Source organism: Ensifer sp. GW101-20A05 (assembly GCF_059424735.1).
Genome location: NZ_JBWKZT010000006.1, coordinates 305,672 through 320,749, shown reverse-complemented (window position 1 = coordinate 320,749; position 15,078 = coordinate 305,672). Strand labels below are relative to the sequence as shown.

The window sequence follows — 15,078 nt, the reverse complement described above, 5'->3', positions numbered from 1 at the left end:
GGTCGGAAGAGTTCGGCGCCAGCCGTCCTATTTCTTCGGTCCGTAGGCGGACATGAAGACGCGGACGGCGGCGGTCACCGTCGCCTCGATCTGTTCCTTCGGCGGTGCGGTGCACATGCCGCCGAACAGGCGGTGCTTGAAGAGCCCGGCCTGCGCCATTTCGATGAACTGGCGGGCGGCCATCTCGGTGTTGTCGATATCCAGAGTACCGGCAGGAACCTGCCGGTCGAGATAGGCCTTGAGCACGGTATAACCGTTTTCCGGCGCCTCGCTGAAGAAGCGCTCGGCCAGATGCGGCATGCGATCGATCACGCCGATCACCATGCGCATGGAGCGGATCGTTTCTTCGGCCGTCATGCTGGTCGTCAGCGTCACGCCGAAATCGTAGAGCGATTCCTCGACGTCGTCGTGATCGTTGAGCGCGTGCTTGGCGGTCTGGACCACCCGGGTCTTGCCCTTGATGATCAGAGCCTTGAACAGGTCTTCCTTGTTCTCGAAATAGACGTAGAGCGTACCCTTGGAGACGCCGGCCTCGCGGGTGATGTCGTTCATGCTGGCAGCGTCGAAACCCTGGCTCAGAAAGGCGCGCCGGGCACCTTCGAGGATCTGCTCGCGCTTGGCGGGGTCCTCGCCGGCGGCGTGGCGGCCGCCCATCGAAAAGAGATCTTCGTCCTGGCCGACATTCGGCTGGATCATGTCCTGGGTTCCGGTCTTCACCGTGCTCATGGTGGTCGCTTGTTTCCGTCCTGCTTGCATTAAATTTCAGTCATCGAACCGCGTGGTTCGATTTCCTCTTGATATGCGACCAGAAAGGGCCTATGTCAAGCTCGATCGAACCGAACGGTTCAGTTCGTTCAGCAATCTTTAACCAGGCCGGTGCCCAATGTCCGCATCCAACACATCCAGCGCTGCTCGCGTCCGCCCCGTCGACGAGAATTTTGAAGTGCAGCAGGAAACCGCGCTTGAGGCAAAGGCGCCTGCTGCGGAGCAGGCCGCTGTCCAGGCTCCTGCAGAAGCGGCGCAGCCGCCGAAGAAGGCGCGCAAGCCCATCGTTCCCGTGCTCGGTCTGGCGCTTCTCGTCGCCGGCGCGTGGTTCGGCTACGACTGGTGGACCAATGGCCGCTTCATGGTCTCCACGGATGACGCCTATATCGAAGGCGACATTGCGACGATCTCGCCCAAGGTTTCCGGATACGTCGCCAAGGTCGATGCCGTCGCCAACCAGAAGGTGAAGGCCGGCGATCCTCTCGTTACCCTCGACGATGGCGATTATCGTATCGCTGCCGAGCAGGCCGAAGCAAAGATTGCCACCCAGAAACTTGCACTCAGCCGTTTCGATGCGCAGATTGCCGGTGCCAAGGCGAGCCTGGCCCAGACCGAAGCGCAGAAGAAGGCTCTCGAAGCGACGGTGCGCGGCGCCGAGCTTGCGCAGAAGCGCGCAAGCGACCTCCAGTCCAAGGCCGTTGGCACCGTCGCTTCGCTTGACAACGCCGATGTGGCGCTCGACCAGGCGCGGGCGAACCTCTCCGGCGCCGATGCCAATATCGCGGCTGCCAATGCGAGCATCACGGTTCTCGAAGCCCAGCGCACCGAAGCCGAAAGCGAGATCCGCTCTCTCGAGCTTGTGCGCGACAAGGCCAATCGCGACCTCGGCTTCACCGTCTTGAAGGCGCCCTATGACGGCATCGTCGGCAACGTGGCGGTTCAGGTTGGCGACCTCGTTTCCGCCGGCCAGCGGCTCGCTGCCCTCGTTCCGGTCGACCAGCTCTACATCGACGCCAATTTCAAGGAGACCCAGATCGCGCATCTGGTGCCGGGCTCCAAGGTCAAGGTCCATGTCGATGCCTATGAGGATCACGCGATCGAAGGCACCGTTGCCTCGATTTCGCCAGCCTCCGGTTCGGTCTTCTCGTTGCTGCCGGCCGAAAACGCCACCGGCAACTTCACCAAGGTGATCCAGCGCGTGCCGGTGCGCATCACGCTCCCGGCCGACGTGCTGGCCGAAGGACACCTGCGTGCCGGCCTGAGTGTCGTCGTCGACGTCGACACGCGCACGGCGCCGGATCAGACCAAGGTCGCCGCCACCAAGTAATCAGGCCCAAACGCCGGCGCGCCTTGAGGGCGCGCCCTTGCAAGGAGTGGCTGAGATGGCCGCAACGGCAACAGCAGGTTCGGTGGCGGCCGCCGCACCGAAGGTCGAGGAACATATGGATCCGAAGAGGCTGATCGCCTTCTTCGCCATGGTCGTCGGCATGTTCATGGCCATCCTCGACATCCAGATCGTCTCGGCCTCGCTGGCCGAAATCCAGGCGGGCCTGTCGGCCGGCTCGGACGAGATCGGCTGGGTGCAGACCTCCTATCTCATCGCCGAAGTCATCATGATCCCGCTGTCGGGAACGCTGGCGCGCATCGTCTCGACGCGCGTGCTGTTCTCGGTTTCGGCCGCCGGCTTCACCGCGGCGAGCGCGCTTGCGGCAACGGCGACGAACATCGACCAGATGATTGTCTATCGCGCCATCCAGGGCTTCATCGGCGGCGGCATGATCCCATCGGTGTTTGCGGCGGCCTTCACCATCTTCCCGCCGTCCAAGCGCAACATCGTCTCGCCGATCATCGGCCTGATCGCGACGCTGGCGCCGACGATCGGGCCGACGGTCGGCGGCTATCTCAGCCACGCCTTTTCCTGGCACTGGCTGTTTCTGGTCAACGTCATCCCTGGCATCATCGTCGCCACGCTCACCTGGACCTTCATCGATTTCGACAAGCCGGAGCTCGGCCTGTTCAAGAAGTTCGACTGGTGGGGCCTGGCCTCGATGGCGATTTTCCTCGGCGCGCTGGAGTACGTGCTGGAAGAAGGCAACACCAACGACTGGTTCAATGACGAGCACATCGTGATGGGCGCAGTCGCTTCGGCAATCGCCGCCATCGTGTTCTTCTATCGGGCCTTCAAGGTGGAGTTCCCGGTCGTCGACCTCAGGGCCTTTGCCAACCGCAACTTCGCCTTCGGCTCGATGTTCTCCTTCGTGATGGGCATCGGCCTCTATGGCCTCACCTATCTCTATCCGCTCTATCTCGGTCGCATCCGCGGCTACGATTCGCTGATGATCGGCGAGACCATGTTCGTGTCGGGCCTTGCGATGTTCTTCACGGCGCCGGTCGCGGGCATCCTTTCGGGCAAGCTCGATCCGCGCGTGCTGATGACGATCGGCTTCACCAGCTTTGCCGCAGGCACCTGGATCATGGGCCATCTGACCGCCGACTGGGACTTTTACGAGCTGTTCATTCCGCAGATTCTGCGCGGCGTCGGGCTGATGCTCTGCATGGTGCCGATCAACAACATTGCGCTCGGCACCATGTCGCCGGCGCGTATGCGTGGCGCTTCTGGTCTTTTCAACCTCACCCGAAACCTCGGCGGTGCCGTCGGGCTCGCGGTCATCAATACGATCCTGACCCAGCGCCAGGACTTCCACTATGCGCGTCTTGCCGAGCATGTGCAGTGGGGCAACCCGGAGGCGATGGAGCGGTTCAACAACATGGCCGCCAACTTCAACGCCCATGGTCTCGACGGCACGACGATCGCCGTCAAGCAGCTTGCCGCCATGGCGCAGAAGCAGGCAGTCATCCTGTCCTTCGGCGATATCTTCGTGCTTTTGACGGTGCTGTTCCTGTCGCTGATCTTCGGTGTGATGATGATCAAGAAGCCGCAGGGCGCCGGCCCCAGCGGCGGCGGTCACTAGGACAAGAGGATGATGGGTCGAGGCGGCCCATCATACTTTCCCATGAGAGGTAGGTAGGCGGGCGAGCGCCCGTCTTTCCTCGTTTCCATCCTCAGACAAGTCCGCACGGTTTACGCGAGCCGAGCCTTGCTGCACACTCCCGTCGACTGATGGCGAGGGGCGGCGGGATGAAGGAACGGGTTTCGACGGCTATCTCACGGCGGTCTTTCATGACGGGCCTTGCCGGCGTCGGGCTGGGGCTTGCCGCCTCGCGCAGTCGCGCTGCCGCACCGGCCATCGATGCGACGTTCCTGTTCTCCAACGACATTCATGCTTGCCTCGTTTCGATCGAGGGGCTCGCGCCGAACTGCGCGGCGGAAGGCAAGACCGACGCGAACCTGCTGCGCCATGTGGCGGCGCTCAACGCCGTGCATGCCATGCGCTGGCCGGAAACGGTCGCGGGCAAGCCGAGCGGTCTCGCAAGTGCCGGACGGCAGATCGGCAAGCCACTCGGCCTGGTGCTTGGCGGCGACATCACCGACGACGGCGGCGGCCAGGTGCGCCAGCCGCGCGAAGGGCGGCAGCTGCAGCAGTTCTCCAGTCGCTATCAGGAAGGGGCGGGGGCGGATCGCGTCCACATGCCCGTATTCGTCGGGCTCGGCAATCATGACCTCGACCAGGACGGCCCGCCGCCGCATGTCGACTGGTATCGCTGCGAGCTGCGCGATTATGTCGAGCTCAATCATCGCCAGACGGTCTTCTACAAGCCGCCGGTGCCGGTGACCAACTACGACCCGCTTTCGGACTGCTACTCCTGGGATTGGGGCGGGTTGCACCTTGTGCAGCTGCAGCGCTTCGGCGGCGATGAGACGAAGGGCGCGGTGAATGCGCTGCCCTGGCTGAAACAGGATCTGGCTGCCTATGCCGGCGATGGCCGGCCCGTCATACTGTTCCAGCACTATGGCTGGGACGCGTTTTCGACCGAGGTCTGGGATGTGAAGGCCAAGACCTTCGATGATGAAGGCGATGGCGCGCCGCATTGGTGGAGTGTCGATCAGCGCCAGGCGCTGCTCGACTCGCTCAAGGGCTACAACGTCATCGGCCTGTTCCACGGACACCAGCACGAAACCGCAATGATCTACCGGCAGAGCGGGCTCGACCTCATTAAGCCGAAGGCTGCCTATATGGGCGGCTTTGCGGTCGTGCGTGTCACGGACGGTTTCATGGATGTAGTGTTGGCCGAGGCGGGTTCCGCGCACGGAGAGGTCACGTTTACTGCGGCTTTCAGCAAGCGGCTCGGCTAGTATCCGGCAAGTTTCACAACACTCGTTAAACCATTCGGAATCAATCGTTTAAAGTGACAGCGTGCCGTCCTTCCGCCGGCGCACGGACGCCTGTTTTCGCCGTTTTGAAGATTTCTGATTTACGTACATCAGAAATTCCTCTAAAGGCAGAACCCGGAGGAAAACATGCGTCCGACAGTTCACGATATCGCTGCTAAAGCCGGGGTCAGTCTCGCCACCGTCGACCGGGTTTTGAACAATCGTCCCGGCGTGCGCGGTGTCACCCGCGACAAGGTCGAGCGCGCCATAACGACGCTCGGCTATGTGCGTGACGTCGCCGCCGCCAATCTCGCCAAGAGCCGCATCTACCCGCTGATCTTCATCCTGCCCGAGGGCGACAACACCTTCATGCGCGGCCTTGCGGTCGAGGTGGAGGCGGCGAAAGTGCGGTCTGCGGTCGAGCGCACCGCGATCACCGTGCTCTCCGTCCCGGCCTTCGATAAGGCGGCCCTGGCTGCGGCGCTGGAAAAGGCGCGGGCACTCGCCCCTGCCGGTGTCGCCGTGGTTGCGATCGATGCGCCCGAGGTCGTTGCGGCTGTCGATCGGCTGCGTGAAGACGGTATTGCCGTCGTGACGCTGGTTTCCGATCTGCCGGGATCGTCGCGTGATCACTTTGCCGGCGTCGACAACATCGCCGCCGGCCGGACCGCAGGCACCTTGATGGGGCGTTTCCTCAGCGGTCGCGAAGGACCGGTCGCGATCGTCGCCGGCTCGATGCTGGTGCGCGACCATCGTGATCGCCTCGAAGGTTTCAGCGCGGCGATGGCCGAAAGCGCCCCGGGCCGCCGGCTTCTGCCCGTCGTCGAGGGGCATGACGATCCCACCGAAGTCGAGAACCTTGTGTCGGGACTTGTCGCCGATCATGCGGACCTCGCCGGCATCTACAGTCTCGGCGCCGGCAATCGCGGCCTGATCGCAGCACTCGAAAAGGCCGGGCGTCAGGCTGATATTTGCGCCATCGCGCACGAGCTGACACCGCATAGCCGCGCGGCACTCGCCTCCGGCACCTTGGACGCGCTCCTCAATCAGGATGCCGGGCATGAGGTGCGCAGCGCCATCCGCGTGCTGAAGGCCCGTGCGGATGGACTCGCGGTGATCGGGGCGCAGGAGCGCATCCGCATCGAGATTTTCCTTAGGGATAACCTGCCGGTCGAGCCGGCGTAACGATTTGGAACTGCGCGGTTCCGGACGGCAAACCGGTCTGGAATTGCTCAATGGAGGCAAGCATGTATCTCGGACTGGATCTCGGCACCTCGGGCGTCAAGGCAATGCTCATCGATGGCGACCAGCGCATCATCGGTTCGGCCTCCGGCGCGCTCGACGTCTCGCGGCCGCATCCCGGCTGGTCGGAGCAGGACCCGGCCGAGTGGGTGCGAGCAACCGAGGAGGCGATTGCCGGCCTGAAGGCAGCGCACCCCAGGGAACTTGCAGCCGTGCGCGGCATCGGCCTTTCTGGCCAGATGCACGGTGCGACGCTTATCGATGCCGACGACCGGGTGCTTCGGCCCTGCATCCTCTGGAACGACACCCGCAGCTTCCGCGAGGCGGCAGCGCTCGACGCCGACCCGCAGTTCCGGGCGATCACCGGCAACATCGTCTTTCCTGGCTTTACGGCGCCGAAGCTCGCCTGGGTGCGCGCCAACGAGCCGGAGATCTTTGCCAGGGTGCGCTGGGTACTGTTGCCGAAGGACTATTTGCGCCTATGGCTGACCGGCGAACATATGTCGGAAATGTCCGATTCCGCCGGCACCTCCTGGCTCGATACCGGCAAGCGGTGCTGGTCGGAGAGCCTGCTTGCCGCCACCGGGATGGATGAGAAGCAGATGCCCAGCCTGGTCGAAGGGACCGATCCGGCCGGAACGTTACGCCCGGAACTCGCTGGGCGCTGGGGTATCTCGGGCAATGCCGTGGTTGCCGGCGGTGCCGGCGACAATGCGGCGTCTGCCTGCGGCATGGGCACTGTCGGCGAAGGGCATGCCTTTGTCTCGCTCGGCACCTCGGGGGTGCTCTTTGCCGCCAATGCGAGCTACCTGCCCAATCCGGAAAGCGCCGTACACGCCTTTTGCCATGCGCTGCCGAACACCTGGCACCAGATGGGCGTCATCCTGTCGGCGACCGATGCGCTCAACTGGTACTCGGGCATCGCCGGACGCAGTGCAGCGGACTTGAGCGCCGAACTCGGCGATACCATCAAGGCGCCAACCGGCGTTACGTTCTTGCCCTACCTCTCAGGTGAACGCACCCCGCACAACGATGCGGCGATCCGCGGCGCCTTCGTCGGGCTCGGGCATGAAAGCAGCCGGGTGGTGCTGACCCAGGCGGTGATGGAAGGCGTGTCCTTCGCCATTCGCGACAGCCTGGAGGCCTTGCGTGCCGCCGGCACGACGCTGTCGCGGGTGACCGCGATCGGCGGCGGCTCGCGCTCGCGCTACTGGCTGAAATCGATCGCCACTGCGCTCGACCTGCCTGTCGATTTGCCCGCCGACGGTGATTTCGGAGCTGCCTTCGGGGCAGCCCGCCTGGGCCTGATTGCCGCGACGGGCGCGGATCCGGTGGCGACTTGCTACGCGCCGCGCACGGCCGAGACCATCGCGCCGGAAGCGCCGCTGGTCTCAGTCTATGAGGCGAGCTACCAGCGCTATCGCCGGCTCTATCCGGCGATCAAGGGTGCGGCGTCGTGACGACGCTGCACCGCGGATCCGGTTCGAGTGCCGGCCGCTCAGCGGGCGGGGACCTTGTCGAGAAAGCCGGTGATCGTCTTCAGGCGGCCATTCTCGACCTGGCAGACATCCGTGCCTTCGATAACAGAGGCAACGCCCTCCGGGCCGAGCGCCCAGGAAAAGCGGATCGTGTCGGCATAACCGTCCGCAGCCCCCTTCAGCGTGAAGCGGAAGCCGGGGAACTGCCCCTGGACGCCGGCGATCAGCGCATCGATGCTGGCATGGCCGTCGCCCTGCATGATCGGGTCGCAGTAGGCGACGTCGGCGGTGAACGCCTTCTCGATCAGCACCGAGCGGGCGGCGGCGTCGGTTGTGTTCCAGGCGGCAATGTAGGCTTCGGCGATGGCGTTGAAGTCGTGCATCGAAGTGTTCCTTTCGTTTGGCGTTTCGATGCCCCGGCTATCGCCGGACGAGGGAATGAAACCAATTACCTTCCACGTAATGGCCGCGCCTATCGAACGGGCGACGCCGGCCGAAATCCATCCCATTCGCATCATCCTTGAGAGGAGCCAAACCCATGAGCACAGGATTTTTCGGCGATATCGCCAAGATCAAGTATGAAGGCCCTGACAGCACCAACCCGCTCGCCTTCCGCCACTACAACAAGGACGAGGTCGTTCTCGGCAAGCGCATGGAAGATCACCTGCGCTTTGCCGTCGCCTACTGGCACACCTTCGTCTGGCCGGGCGGCGATCCCTTCGGCGGCCAGACCTTCGAGCGCCCCTGGTTCAAGGACACCATGGACGCCGCGAAGCTGAAGGCCGACGTCGCCTTCGAATTCTTCGATCTGCTCGGCGTGCCCTTCTACTGCTTCCATGACGCGGACGTGCGTCCTGAAGGCAAGAGCTTTGCGGAGAACACCAAGAACCTCAACGAGATCGTCGATCATTTCGAGAAGAAGCAGGCCGAGACCGGCGTCAACCTGCTCTGGGGTACGGCGAACCTCTTTTCCAACCGGCGCTACATGTCGGGTGCGGCCACCAATCCGGACCCGGATGTCTTCGCCTTCGCCGCGGCAACGGTGAAGACCTGCCTTGACGCGACCAAGCGCCTCGGCGGCCAGAATTATGTGCTGTGGGGCGGGCGCGAAGGCTACGAGACGCTGCTCAACACCGACCTGAAGCGCGAGCTCGACCAGCTCGGCCGCTTCGTCAATCTCGTCGTCGAGTACAAGCACAAGATCGGCTTCAAGGGCGCGATCCTGATCGAGCCGAAGCCGCAGGAGCCGACCAAGCACCAGTATGACTACGACGTCGCGACCGTCTACGGCTTCCTGAAGAACTACGGTCTCGAAAACGAGGTCAAGGTCAACATCGAGCAGGGCCATGCGATCCTTGCCGGCCACTCCTTTGAGCACGAGCTGGCGCTTGCCAATGCGCTCGGCATCTTCGGCTCGATCGACATGAACCGCAACGACTACCAGTCCGGCTGGGACACCGACCAGTTCCCGAACAACGTGCCGGAGATGGCGCTCGCCTACTACCAGGTTCTCGCAGGCGGCGGCTTCAAGACCGGCGGCACCAACTTCGATGCCAAGCTGCGCCGCCAGTCGATCGACCCGGAAGACCTGCTGATCGGTCACATCGGCGGCATGGATTGCTGCGCCCGTGGTCTGAAGGCAGCGGCAAAGATGATCGAGGACAAGGCGCTCTCGGCACCGCTTAATCAGCGCTATGCCGGCTGGCAGGTGCCGGAAGCCAAGAAGATGCTCGACGGCGGCTTCTCGCTGGAGGAGATCGAAGCCTGGGTGCTGAAATCGGATCTCAACCCGCAGCCGAAGTCCGGCAAGCAGGAACTGCTCGAAAACGTCGTCAACCGCTACGTCTGAGCACTCTCGCGAGGTTGCTCGCGGCGGCCCGGTCTCTCCGGGCCGTCGGTTTGCGACGACTGCGTGGTGCCGGCGAGACAGGTGGGGCTGCCACATGAAATCGATTACAAATCTCTCGGGAATCTGCGCCTTCGCCAGTTGCCCCCTGTTAAAAATCTGCTAGCTTTGGCGCCTGCAACGTTTCAGGTCCGCCAGTTGTGGCGAAAACAAGGTGCCATTGTACCTCCTTGTCGCCGACTGACCGGATAGGCCGACATCATCAATGGCCGTTTCATCGGGAGGAAAATCGGGATGAAGACGATCAAGGGTCCAGGGCTCTTTCTTGCGCAATTTGCCGGCGATGCGGCACCGTTCAATTCCTGGGACGCGATCACCAAATGGGCGGCCGACTGCGGCTACAAAGGCGTGCAGGTGCCGAGCTGGGACGCGCGGCTGATCGATCTTCAGAAGGCCGCGACCTCGAAGACCTATTGTGACGAGTTTGCCGGAAAGGCCCGCGACAACGGCGTCGAGGTGACCGAGCTTTCGACCCATCTGCAGGGCCAGCTCGTTGCCGTGCATCCGGCCTATGACGAGGCCTTCGATGGTTTTGCGGCACCGGAAGTGCGCGGCAATCCCAAGGCAAGGCAGCAATGGGCGGTGGAACAGGTGAAGCTGGCGCTGACCGCCTCGAAGAACCTCGGGCTGAACGCCATGGCGAGTTTTTCCGGCGCGCTTGCCTGGCCCTTCGTCTATCCCTGGCCGCAGCGGCCGGCCGGCCTCGTCGAGACCGCCTTTGACGAACTGGCGAAGCGCTGGAAACCGATCCTCGACCATGCCGAGGACTGTGGCGTCGACGTCTGCTACGAGATCCATCCGGGCGAGGACCTGCACGACGGCATCACCTACGAGATGTTTCTGGAGCGCACCGGCAACCACGCCCGCGCCTGCATGCTCTATGACCCGTCGCACTACGTGCTGCAGTGCCTCGACTATCTCGACAACATCGACATCTACAAGGACCGCATCCGCATGTTCCACGTCAAGGATGCGGAGTTCAATCCGACCGGACGCCAGGGCGTCTACGGCGGCTATCAGGGCTGGGTCAACCGCGCCGGGCGCTTCCGCTCGCTCGGTGACGGCCAGGTGGATTTCGGCGCGGTGTTCTCGAAGATGGCGGCCAATGATTTTTCCGGCTGGGCCGTGGTCGAATGGGAATGCGCGCTGAAACACCCGGAGGATGGCGCGCGCGAGGGTGCCGATTTCGTCAAGCACCACATCATCCGCGTGACGGAGAAGGCGTTTGACGACTTTGCCGGAGCGGGCACGGACGAGGCGGCCAATCGGCGCATGCTGGGGATCTGAAGCAGGGCGGGACCTGAGGGTCCGACTGCCCCTCTCCTCGGGTTTAACCCGAGGACTAACCCTCTCCCGGCTTGCGGGGAGAGGGGACGCGGACTGTGGCTGCGGCTGCACCTGCAGCGCTCTCAGAGAGAGTTGCTTGGGGCCTGGCGAGCGGGCGCATCCAGTCCCTTCTCCCCGTGTGCGGGGAGAAGGTGCCGGCAGGCGGATGAGGGGCTGCCCTCACCGCGCGAATGAGGGGCAATTCTCGCGAACGATCACGCGTAACAAGCAAAACACACGAACGGAAACAGGGGAGAATTCAAATGGCAATCGAAGGAACGAGCGAGAAGCGCGAGCGCCGCATCCGGCTCGGCATGGTGGGCGGCGGCTCCGGCGCCTTTATCGGCGCAGTGCATCGTATCGCGGCACGGCTCGACGATCACTTTGAACTGGTGGCGGGCGCCTTGTCGTCGACGCCGGAAAAGGCGGAAAGCTCGGGCCGCGAGCTCGGGCTCGACCCGTCGCGCGTCTATTCCGACTTCAAGCAGATGGCGATCCGCGAAGCCAAGCTGAAGGACGGCATCGAGGCGGTGGCGATCGTCACGCCGAACCACGTTCACTACGCCGCTGCCAAGGAGTTTCTGAAGCGCGGCATCCACGTGATCTGCGACAAGCCGCTGACCTCGACGCTTGCCGACGCCAAGAAGCTGAAGAAGGCGGCCGAGGACAGCGATGCCTTGTTCGTGCTGACGCACAACTACACCGGCTATCCGATGGTCCGCCAGGCGCGCGAGATGGTCGCCAATGGCGAGATCGGCGCGGTGCGGCTGGTGCAGATGGAATATCCGCAGGACTGGCTGACCGAAAATATCGAGCAGTCCGGCCAGAAGCAGGCGGCCTGGCGCACCGATCCGGCGCGCTCGGGCGCCGGCGGCTCGACCGGCGATATCGGCACGCACGCCTATAATCTCGGCGCCTTCGTCTCCGGTCTCGAACTGGAGGAGCTTTCGGCCGATCTCGACAGCTTCGTTCCTGGTCGTCAGCTCGACGACAATGCGCATGTGATGATGCGCTTCAAGGCGAAGGACGGTGAGCGGGCCAAGGGGCTGCTCTGGTGCAGCCAGGTCGCGCCCGGCCACGAGAACGGCCTGATGGTGCGCGTCTACGGCACCAAGGGCGGGCTCGAATGGACGCAGAAGGACCCGAACTATCTCTGGCACACGCCGTTCGGCGAGCCGAAGCGACTGCTCACCCGGGCGGGTGCCGGGGCGGGTGCTGCGGCAAACCGCGTCAGCCGGATTCCGTCCGGTCATCCGGAAGGTTACCTCGAAGGCTTTGCCAATATCTACACGGAAGCGGCGCGCGCCATCTTCGCCAAGCGCAAGGGCGAGAAGGTCGATGCCGCCGTCACCTACCCGACCATCGATGACGGCATGAAGGGCATGGTCTTCGTCGACGCTTGCGTCCAGTCATCCAAACGAAATGGTGCGTGGGTAAAGGTGTAGCGGAGCACAAGAATCGGCGAAAGGGCGGGGCATTCCCGCCCTTTTTCGCGAGTTGACATTTGCCAACACGGCTTTAGGTCGGCCGCGAAACAAAAGAAAGCAACATGGTCCCGTTTCCGGCGGGGCCGGAACAAGACGAGGCAGAGAGATGACCGATCCCAAGATCCTGGCCCAGCGCTTCCCGGGCGACTTCGTATTCGGGGTGGCGACCGCCTCCTTCCAGATCGAAGGTGCCACCAAGGCCGATGGGCGGAAGCCGTCGATCTGGGACGCGTTTTCCAACATGCCGGGCCGTGTCTTCGGGCGGCACAATGGCGATGTCGCCTGCGACCACTACAACCGGCTGGACGAGGATCTGGACCTGATCAAGAGCCTCGGCGTCGAGGCTTACCGCTTCTCGATCGCCTGGCCGCGCATCATTCCGGAAGGCACCGGCCCGATCAACGAAAAGGGGCTCGATTTCTACGACCGTCTCGTCGACGGGCTTAAGGCCCGCAACATTAGGGCATTCGCCACGCTCTACCATTGGGATCTGCCGCTGGCGCTGATGGGCGAGGGAGGCTGGACGGCGCGCACGACGGCCTACGCCTTCCAGCGTTACGCCAAGACGGTGACCGCCCGTCTCGGCGATCGTCTCGACGCGGTTGCGACCTTCAACGAGCCGTGGTGTTCGGTGTGGCTGAGCCATCTCTACGGCATCCATGCGCCGGGCGAGCGCAACATGGATGCAGCCCTTCACGCGCTGCACTTCACCAATCTGGCGCACGGGCTCGGCGTCGATGCCATCCGCTCGGAGCGGCCGAACCTGCCTGCCGGCATCGTCATCAATGCGCACTCCGTGTATCCCGGCAGCGACCGCAAGGCCGACATGGCAGCGGCCGAACGGGCCTTCGACTTCCACAATGGTGTCTTCTTCGGCCCCATCTTTAGAGGCGAATACCCCGAGAGCTTCATGAGCGCGCTCGGCCACCGCATGCCCACGATCGAAGACGGCGACATGGAGACGATCTCCCGGCCGCTCGACTGGTGGGGGCTCAACTACTACACGCCGATGCGGGTCAGCGCCGACCCGGCGAAGAGTGCGGAGTACCCGGCGACGATCAACGCCAAGGCGGTGAGCGAGACCAAGACGGATATCGGCTGGGAGGTCTACGCACCGGCGCTCGGTAGCCTGGTCAGGACGCTCAACGCGACCTACCAGCTGCCCGACTGCTACATCACCGAGAACGGCGCCTGCTACAACATGGGTGTCGAAAACGGCATCGTCGACGACCAGCCGCGACTCGACTACATCGCCGACCATCTGTCTGTCACGGCCGACCTGATTGCCGAGGGTTACCCGATGCGCGGCTACTTCGCCTGGAGCCTGATGGACAATTTCGAATGGGCCGAAGGCTACAAGATGCGTTTCGGCATCGTCCATGTCGACTACGATACCCAGGTGCGCACCATCAAGAAGAGCGGTCACTGGTACCAGGCGCTCGCCGAAGAGTTCCCGAAGGGCAACCACGCCTGACAATTGGGCGCGTGGTTTCAGCCGACCCGCATCAAGCATAACTCCGGGAAGAACGCGAAACGGTTCTCCCGGATTTGCGTTACCCCAAGATCACCACCGGACCGGCAGGACCTCGAGGCTCTGCCGGTCGAGCTGGGCCAGCACTTCCTTGAAACCGTAGCGCGGCTTCCAATCGAGCTTCTCGATTGCGGCGCTCGGGTCGTAGACCCGGTCGATCGTGGCGGGCAGCGGCCAGCCGCGATCCGCAAAAGCCTGCGACAGTTTTGGCGCGCGTTCGCGCAACAGGCTTGCGGCGTCCTCTGCCAGACGGCGGCAATCGGTCGGAAGCAGCGGCGTTTCGCCAGAGATGATGTAACGCTGGAAGAAAGGGCCGCCGTTGTCGAGTGCCGCCGCATGCGCCGCCGCAACGTCGCGCACATCGATGCCACGGTGCAAGCGATAGCTCGCGACGCGGTCGGCCGCCTCCGGGAAACAGCGCGACATGCGCAATACCCGCACATGCAGGGCACGGTCGGCGGCATTTTCAAGTAGGGCTTCGGCCGCAAGCTTGGTGTGGTGATAAATGGTGTGCGGCTTTGGCGGTGTCTCCTCGGTGATCCAGGCGCAGCCTCCGGCGGTGACCGCGTGGCCGTAAAGAGCCGTCGTGCTGGTAAAGACGATACGGCCGACACCCGTCGCCTGGGCGGCAGCGATCACCAGATGCGTGCCCATCACATTGACGCGTTCGAATTCCTGGTCGGCGAGCATGTCCACATGCGGCGCATGCAGTGCTGCCGTATGGATCACGGCATCCGCCCCCTCCATGGCCCGCTCCAGCAATTCGCCGTCGACGAGATCGCCAACTATCGCGGTCGTGCCGAAAGGCGTGCGGTCGATGCCGATGACATCATGGTCTGCGGCGAGCGCGTTATAGATCGCCCGGCCGATGCGGCCCGAGCTTCCGGTCAAGACGATGCGCATTTCTTACCTCGTAACCCTGTTCCTGCCCGTTAGCATGAAATGCGGTCGGGTGCAGTCCGTTCAAACAAGGATTTCCAAGATGGCGATCTGCGGGATGCGGCACCCAGTGCAGCAAAAGAGCATGGTTTTGCCGATCTCCTTCCTATTGCGGAAAATCATGTCTGTAA

General features: G+C 63.5%; 12 protein-coding genes. 9 read left to right on the top strand and 3 right to left on the bottom strand.

Annotated features, from left to right (window positions below):
• Nucleotides 1-27: 27 nt before the first annotated feature.
• Nucleotides 28-696 carry a TetR/AcrR family transcriptional regulator gene (locus tag AC070A_RS17975; RefSeq protein ID WP_373419944.1) on the bottom strand — a complete coding sequence of 223 codons (669 nt, stop codon included), beginning with the start codon at nucleotides 694-696 and terminating at the stop codon, nucleotides 28-30.
• Nucleotides 697-883: 187 nt separating this feature from the next.
• Between AC070A_RS17975 and AC070A_RS17970 the strand changes: the two genes are divergently transcribed.
• From AC070A_RS17970 to xylB, 5 genes are all read left to right on the top strand, one after another.
• A complete protein-coding gene (locus AC070A_RS17970; RefSeq protein ID WP_112995942.1) occupies nucleotides 884-2,092 on the top strand; it encodes an HlyD family secretion protein in 1,209 nt (402 codons plus the stop codon).
• A 55-nt stretch (nucleotides 2,093-2,147) separates the two neighbouring features.
• Nucleotides 2,148-3,737 carry a DHA2 family efflux MFS transporter permease subunit gene (locus tag AC070A_RS17965; RefSeq protein WP_112995941.1) on the top strand — a complete coding sequence of 530 codons (1,590 nt, stop codon included), beginning with the start codon at nucleotides 2,148-2,150 and terminating at the stop codon, nucleotides 3,735-3,737.
• Nucleotides 3,738-3,946: 209 nt separating this feature from the next.
• Entirely contained in the window at nucleotides 3,947-5,020 is a 1,074-nt protein-coding gene (locus tag AC070A_RS17960) for a metallophosphoesterase (RefSeq protein ID WP_255571304.1), read from the top strand.
• A 165-nt stretch (nucleotides 5,021-5,185) separates the two neighbouring features.
• Nucleotides 5,186-6,223: a LacI family DNA-binding transcriptional regulator gene (locus AC070A_RS17955; protein ID WP_093233570.1), complete on the top strand. Its 1,038-nt coding sequence runs from the start codon at nucleotides 5,186-5,188 to the stop codon at nucleotides 6,221-6,223.
• Nucleotides 6,224-6,285: 62 nt separating this feature from the next.
• Complete coding sequence (gene xylB, locus AC070A_RS17950; protein WP_112995939.1) at nucleotides 6,286-7,740, top strand: xylulokinase; 1,455 nt, start codon at nucleotides 6,286-6,288, stop codon at nucleotides 7,738-7,740.
• A 38-nt stretch (nucleotides 7,741-7,778) separates the two neighbouring features.
• Here the strand turns inward: xylB and AC070A_RS17945 are convergent, their stop codons facing one another.
• Nucleotides 7,779-8,141 (bottom strand): nuclear transport factor 2 family protein, encoded by a 363-nt coding sequence (locus AC070A_RS17945; RefSeq protein ID WP_112995980.1) that lies wholly within the window; start codon nucleotides 8,139-8,141, stop codon nucleotides 7,779-7,781.
• A gap of 155 nt (nucleotides 8,142-8,296) precedes the next feature.
• Here AC070A_RS17945 and xylA point away from each other — a divergent pair, with 155 nt between their 5' ends.
• The 4 genes from xylA (at nucleotide 8,297) to AC070A_RS17925 (ending at nucleotide 13,951) form a co-directional block, all read left to right on the top strand.
• On the top strand, nucleotides 8,297-9,607 hold the full coding sequence (gene xylA / locus AC070A_RS17940) for a xylose isomerase (protein WP_113132247.1): 1,311 nt from the start codon (nucleotides 8,297-8,299) through the stop codon (nucleotides 9,605-9,607).
• Nucleotides 9,608-9,898: 291 nt separating this feature from the next.
• Nucleotides 9,899-10,951 (top strand): sugar phosphate isomerase/epimerase family protein, encoded by a 1,053-nt coding sequence (locus AC070A_RS17935; RefSeq protein WP_113132248.1) that lies wholly within the window; start codon nucleotides 9,899-9,901, stop codon nucleotides 10,949-10,951.
• 302 nt (nucleotides 10,952-11,253) lie between these two features.
• Nucleotides 11,254-12,435 (top strand): Gfo/Idh/MocA family protein, encoded by a 1,182-nt coding sequence (locus AC070A_RS17930; RefSeq protein ID WP_110880190.1) that lies wholly within the window; start codon nucleotides 11,254-11,256, stop codon nucleotides 12,433-12,435.
• A 148-nt stretch (nucleotides 12,436-12,583) separates the two neighbouring features.
• Nucleotides 12,584-13,951: a GH1 family beta-glucosidase gene (locus AC070A_RS17925; protein ID WP_112996776.1), complete on the top strand. Its 1,368-nt coding sequence runs from the start codon at nucleotides 12,584-12,586 to the stop codon at nucleotides 13,949-13,951.
• Between the two features lie 90 nt (nucleotides 13,952-14,041).
• Here the strand turns inward: AC070A_RS17925 and AC070A_RS17920 are convergent, their stop codons facing one another.
• Nucleotides 14,042-14,911, bottom strand: a complete 870-nt coding sequence (locus AC070A_RS17920; protein WP_057254553.1) for an NAD-dependent epimerase/dehydratase family protein — start codon at nucleotides 14,909-14,911, stop codon at nucleotides 14,042-14,044.
• Nucleotides 14,912-15,078 lie beyond the last annotated feature (167 nt).

Bases quoted from the DNA above. Each gene is read 5' to 3' on its own strand.
- AC070A_RS17945 (WP_112995980.1), bottom strand. From the start codon at position 8,141: ATGCACGACTTCAACGCCATCGCCGAAGCCTACATTGCCGCCTGGAAC.
- xylA (WP_113132247.1), top strand. From the start codon at position 8,297: ATGAGCACAGGATTTTTCGGCGATATCGCCAAGATCAAGTATGAAGGC.
- AC070A_RS17930 (WP_110880190.1), top strand. From the start codon at position 11,254: ATGGCAATCGAAGGAACGAGCGAGAAGCGCGAGCGCCGCATCCGGCTC.
- AC070A_RS17960 (WP_255571304.1), top strand. From the start codon at position 3,947: ATGACGGGCCTTGCCGGCGTCGGGCTGGGGCTTGCCGCCTCGCGCAGT.
- AC070A_RS17935 (WP_113132248.1), top strand. From the start codon at position 9,899: ATGAAGACGATCAAGGGTCCAGGGCTCTTTCTTGCGCAATTTGCCGGC.
- AC070A_RS17925 (WP_112996776.1), top strand. From the start codon at position 12,584: ATGACCGATCCCAAGATCCTGGCCCAGCGCTTCCCGGGCGACTTCGTA.
- xylB (WP_112995939.1), top strand. From the start codon at position 6,286: ATGTATCTCGGACTGGATCTCGGCACCTCGGGCGTCAAGGCAATGCTC.
- AC070A_RS17975 (WP_373419944.1), bottom strand. From the start codon at position 696: ATGATCCAGCCGAATGTCGGCCAGGACGAAGATCTCTTTTCGATGGGC.
- AC070A_RS17965 (WP_112995941.1), top strand. From the start codon at position 2,148: ATGGCCGCAACGGCAACAGCAGGTTCGGTGGCGGCCGCCGCACCGAAG.
- AC070A_RS17920 (WP_057254553.1), bottom strand. From the start codon at position 14,911: ATGCGCATCGTCTTGACCGGAAGCTCGGGCCGCATCGGCCGGGCGATC.
- AC070A_RS17970 (WP_112995942.1), top strand. From the start codon at position 884: ATGTCCGCATCCAACACATCCAGCGCTGCTCGCGTCCGCCCCGTCGAC.
- AC070A_RS17955 (WP_093233570.1), top strand. From the start codon at position 5,186: ATGCGTCCGACAGTTCACGATATCGCTGCTAAAGCCGGGGTCAGTCTC.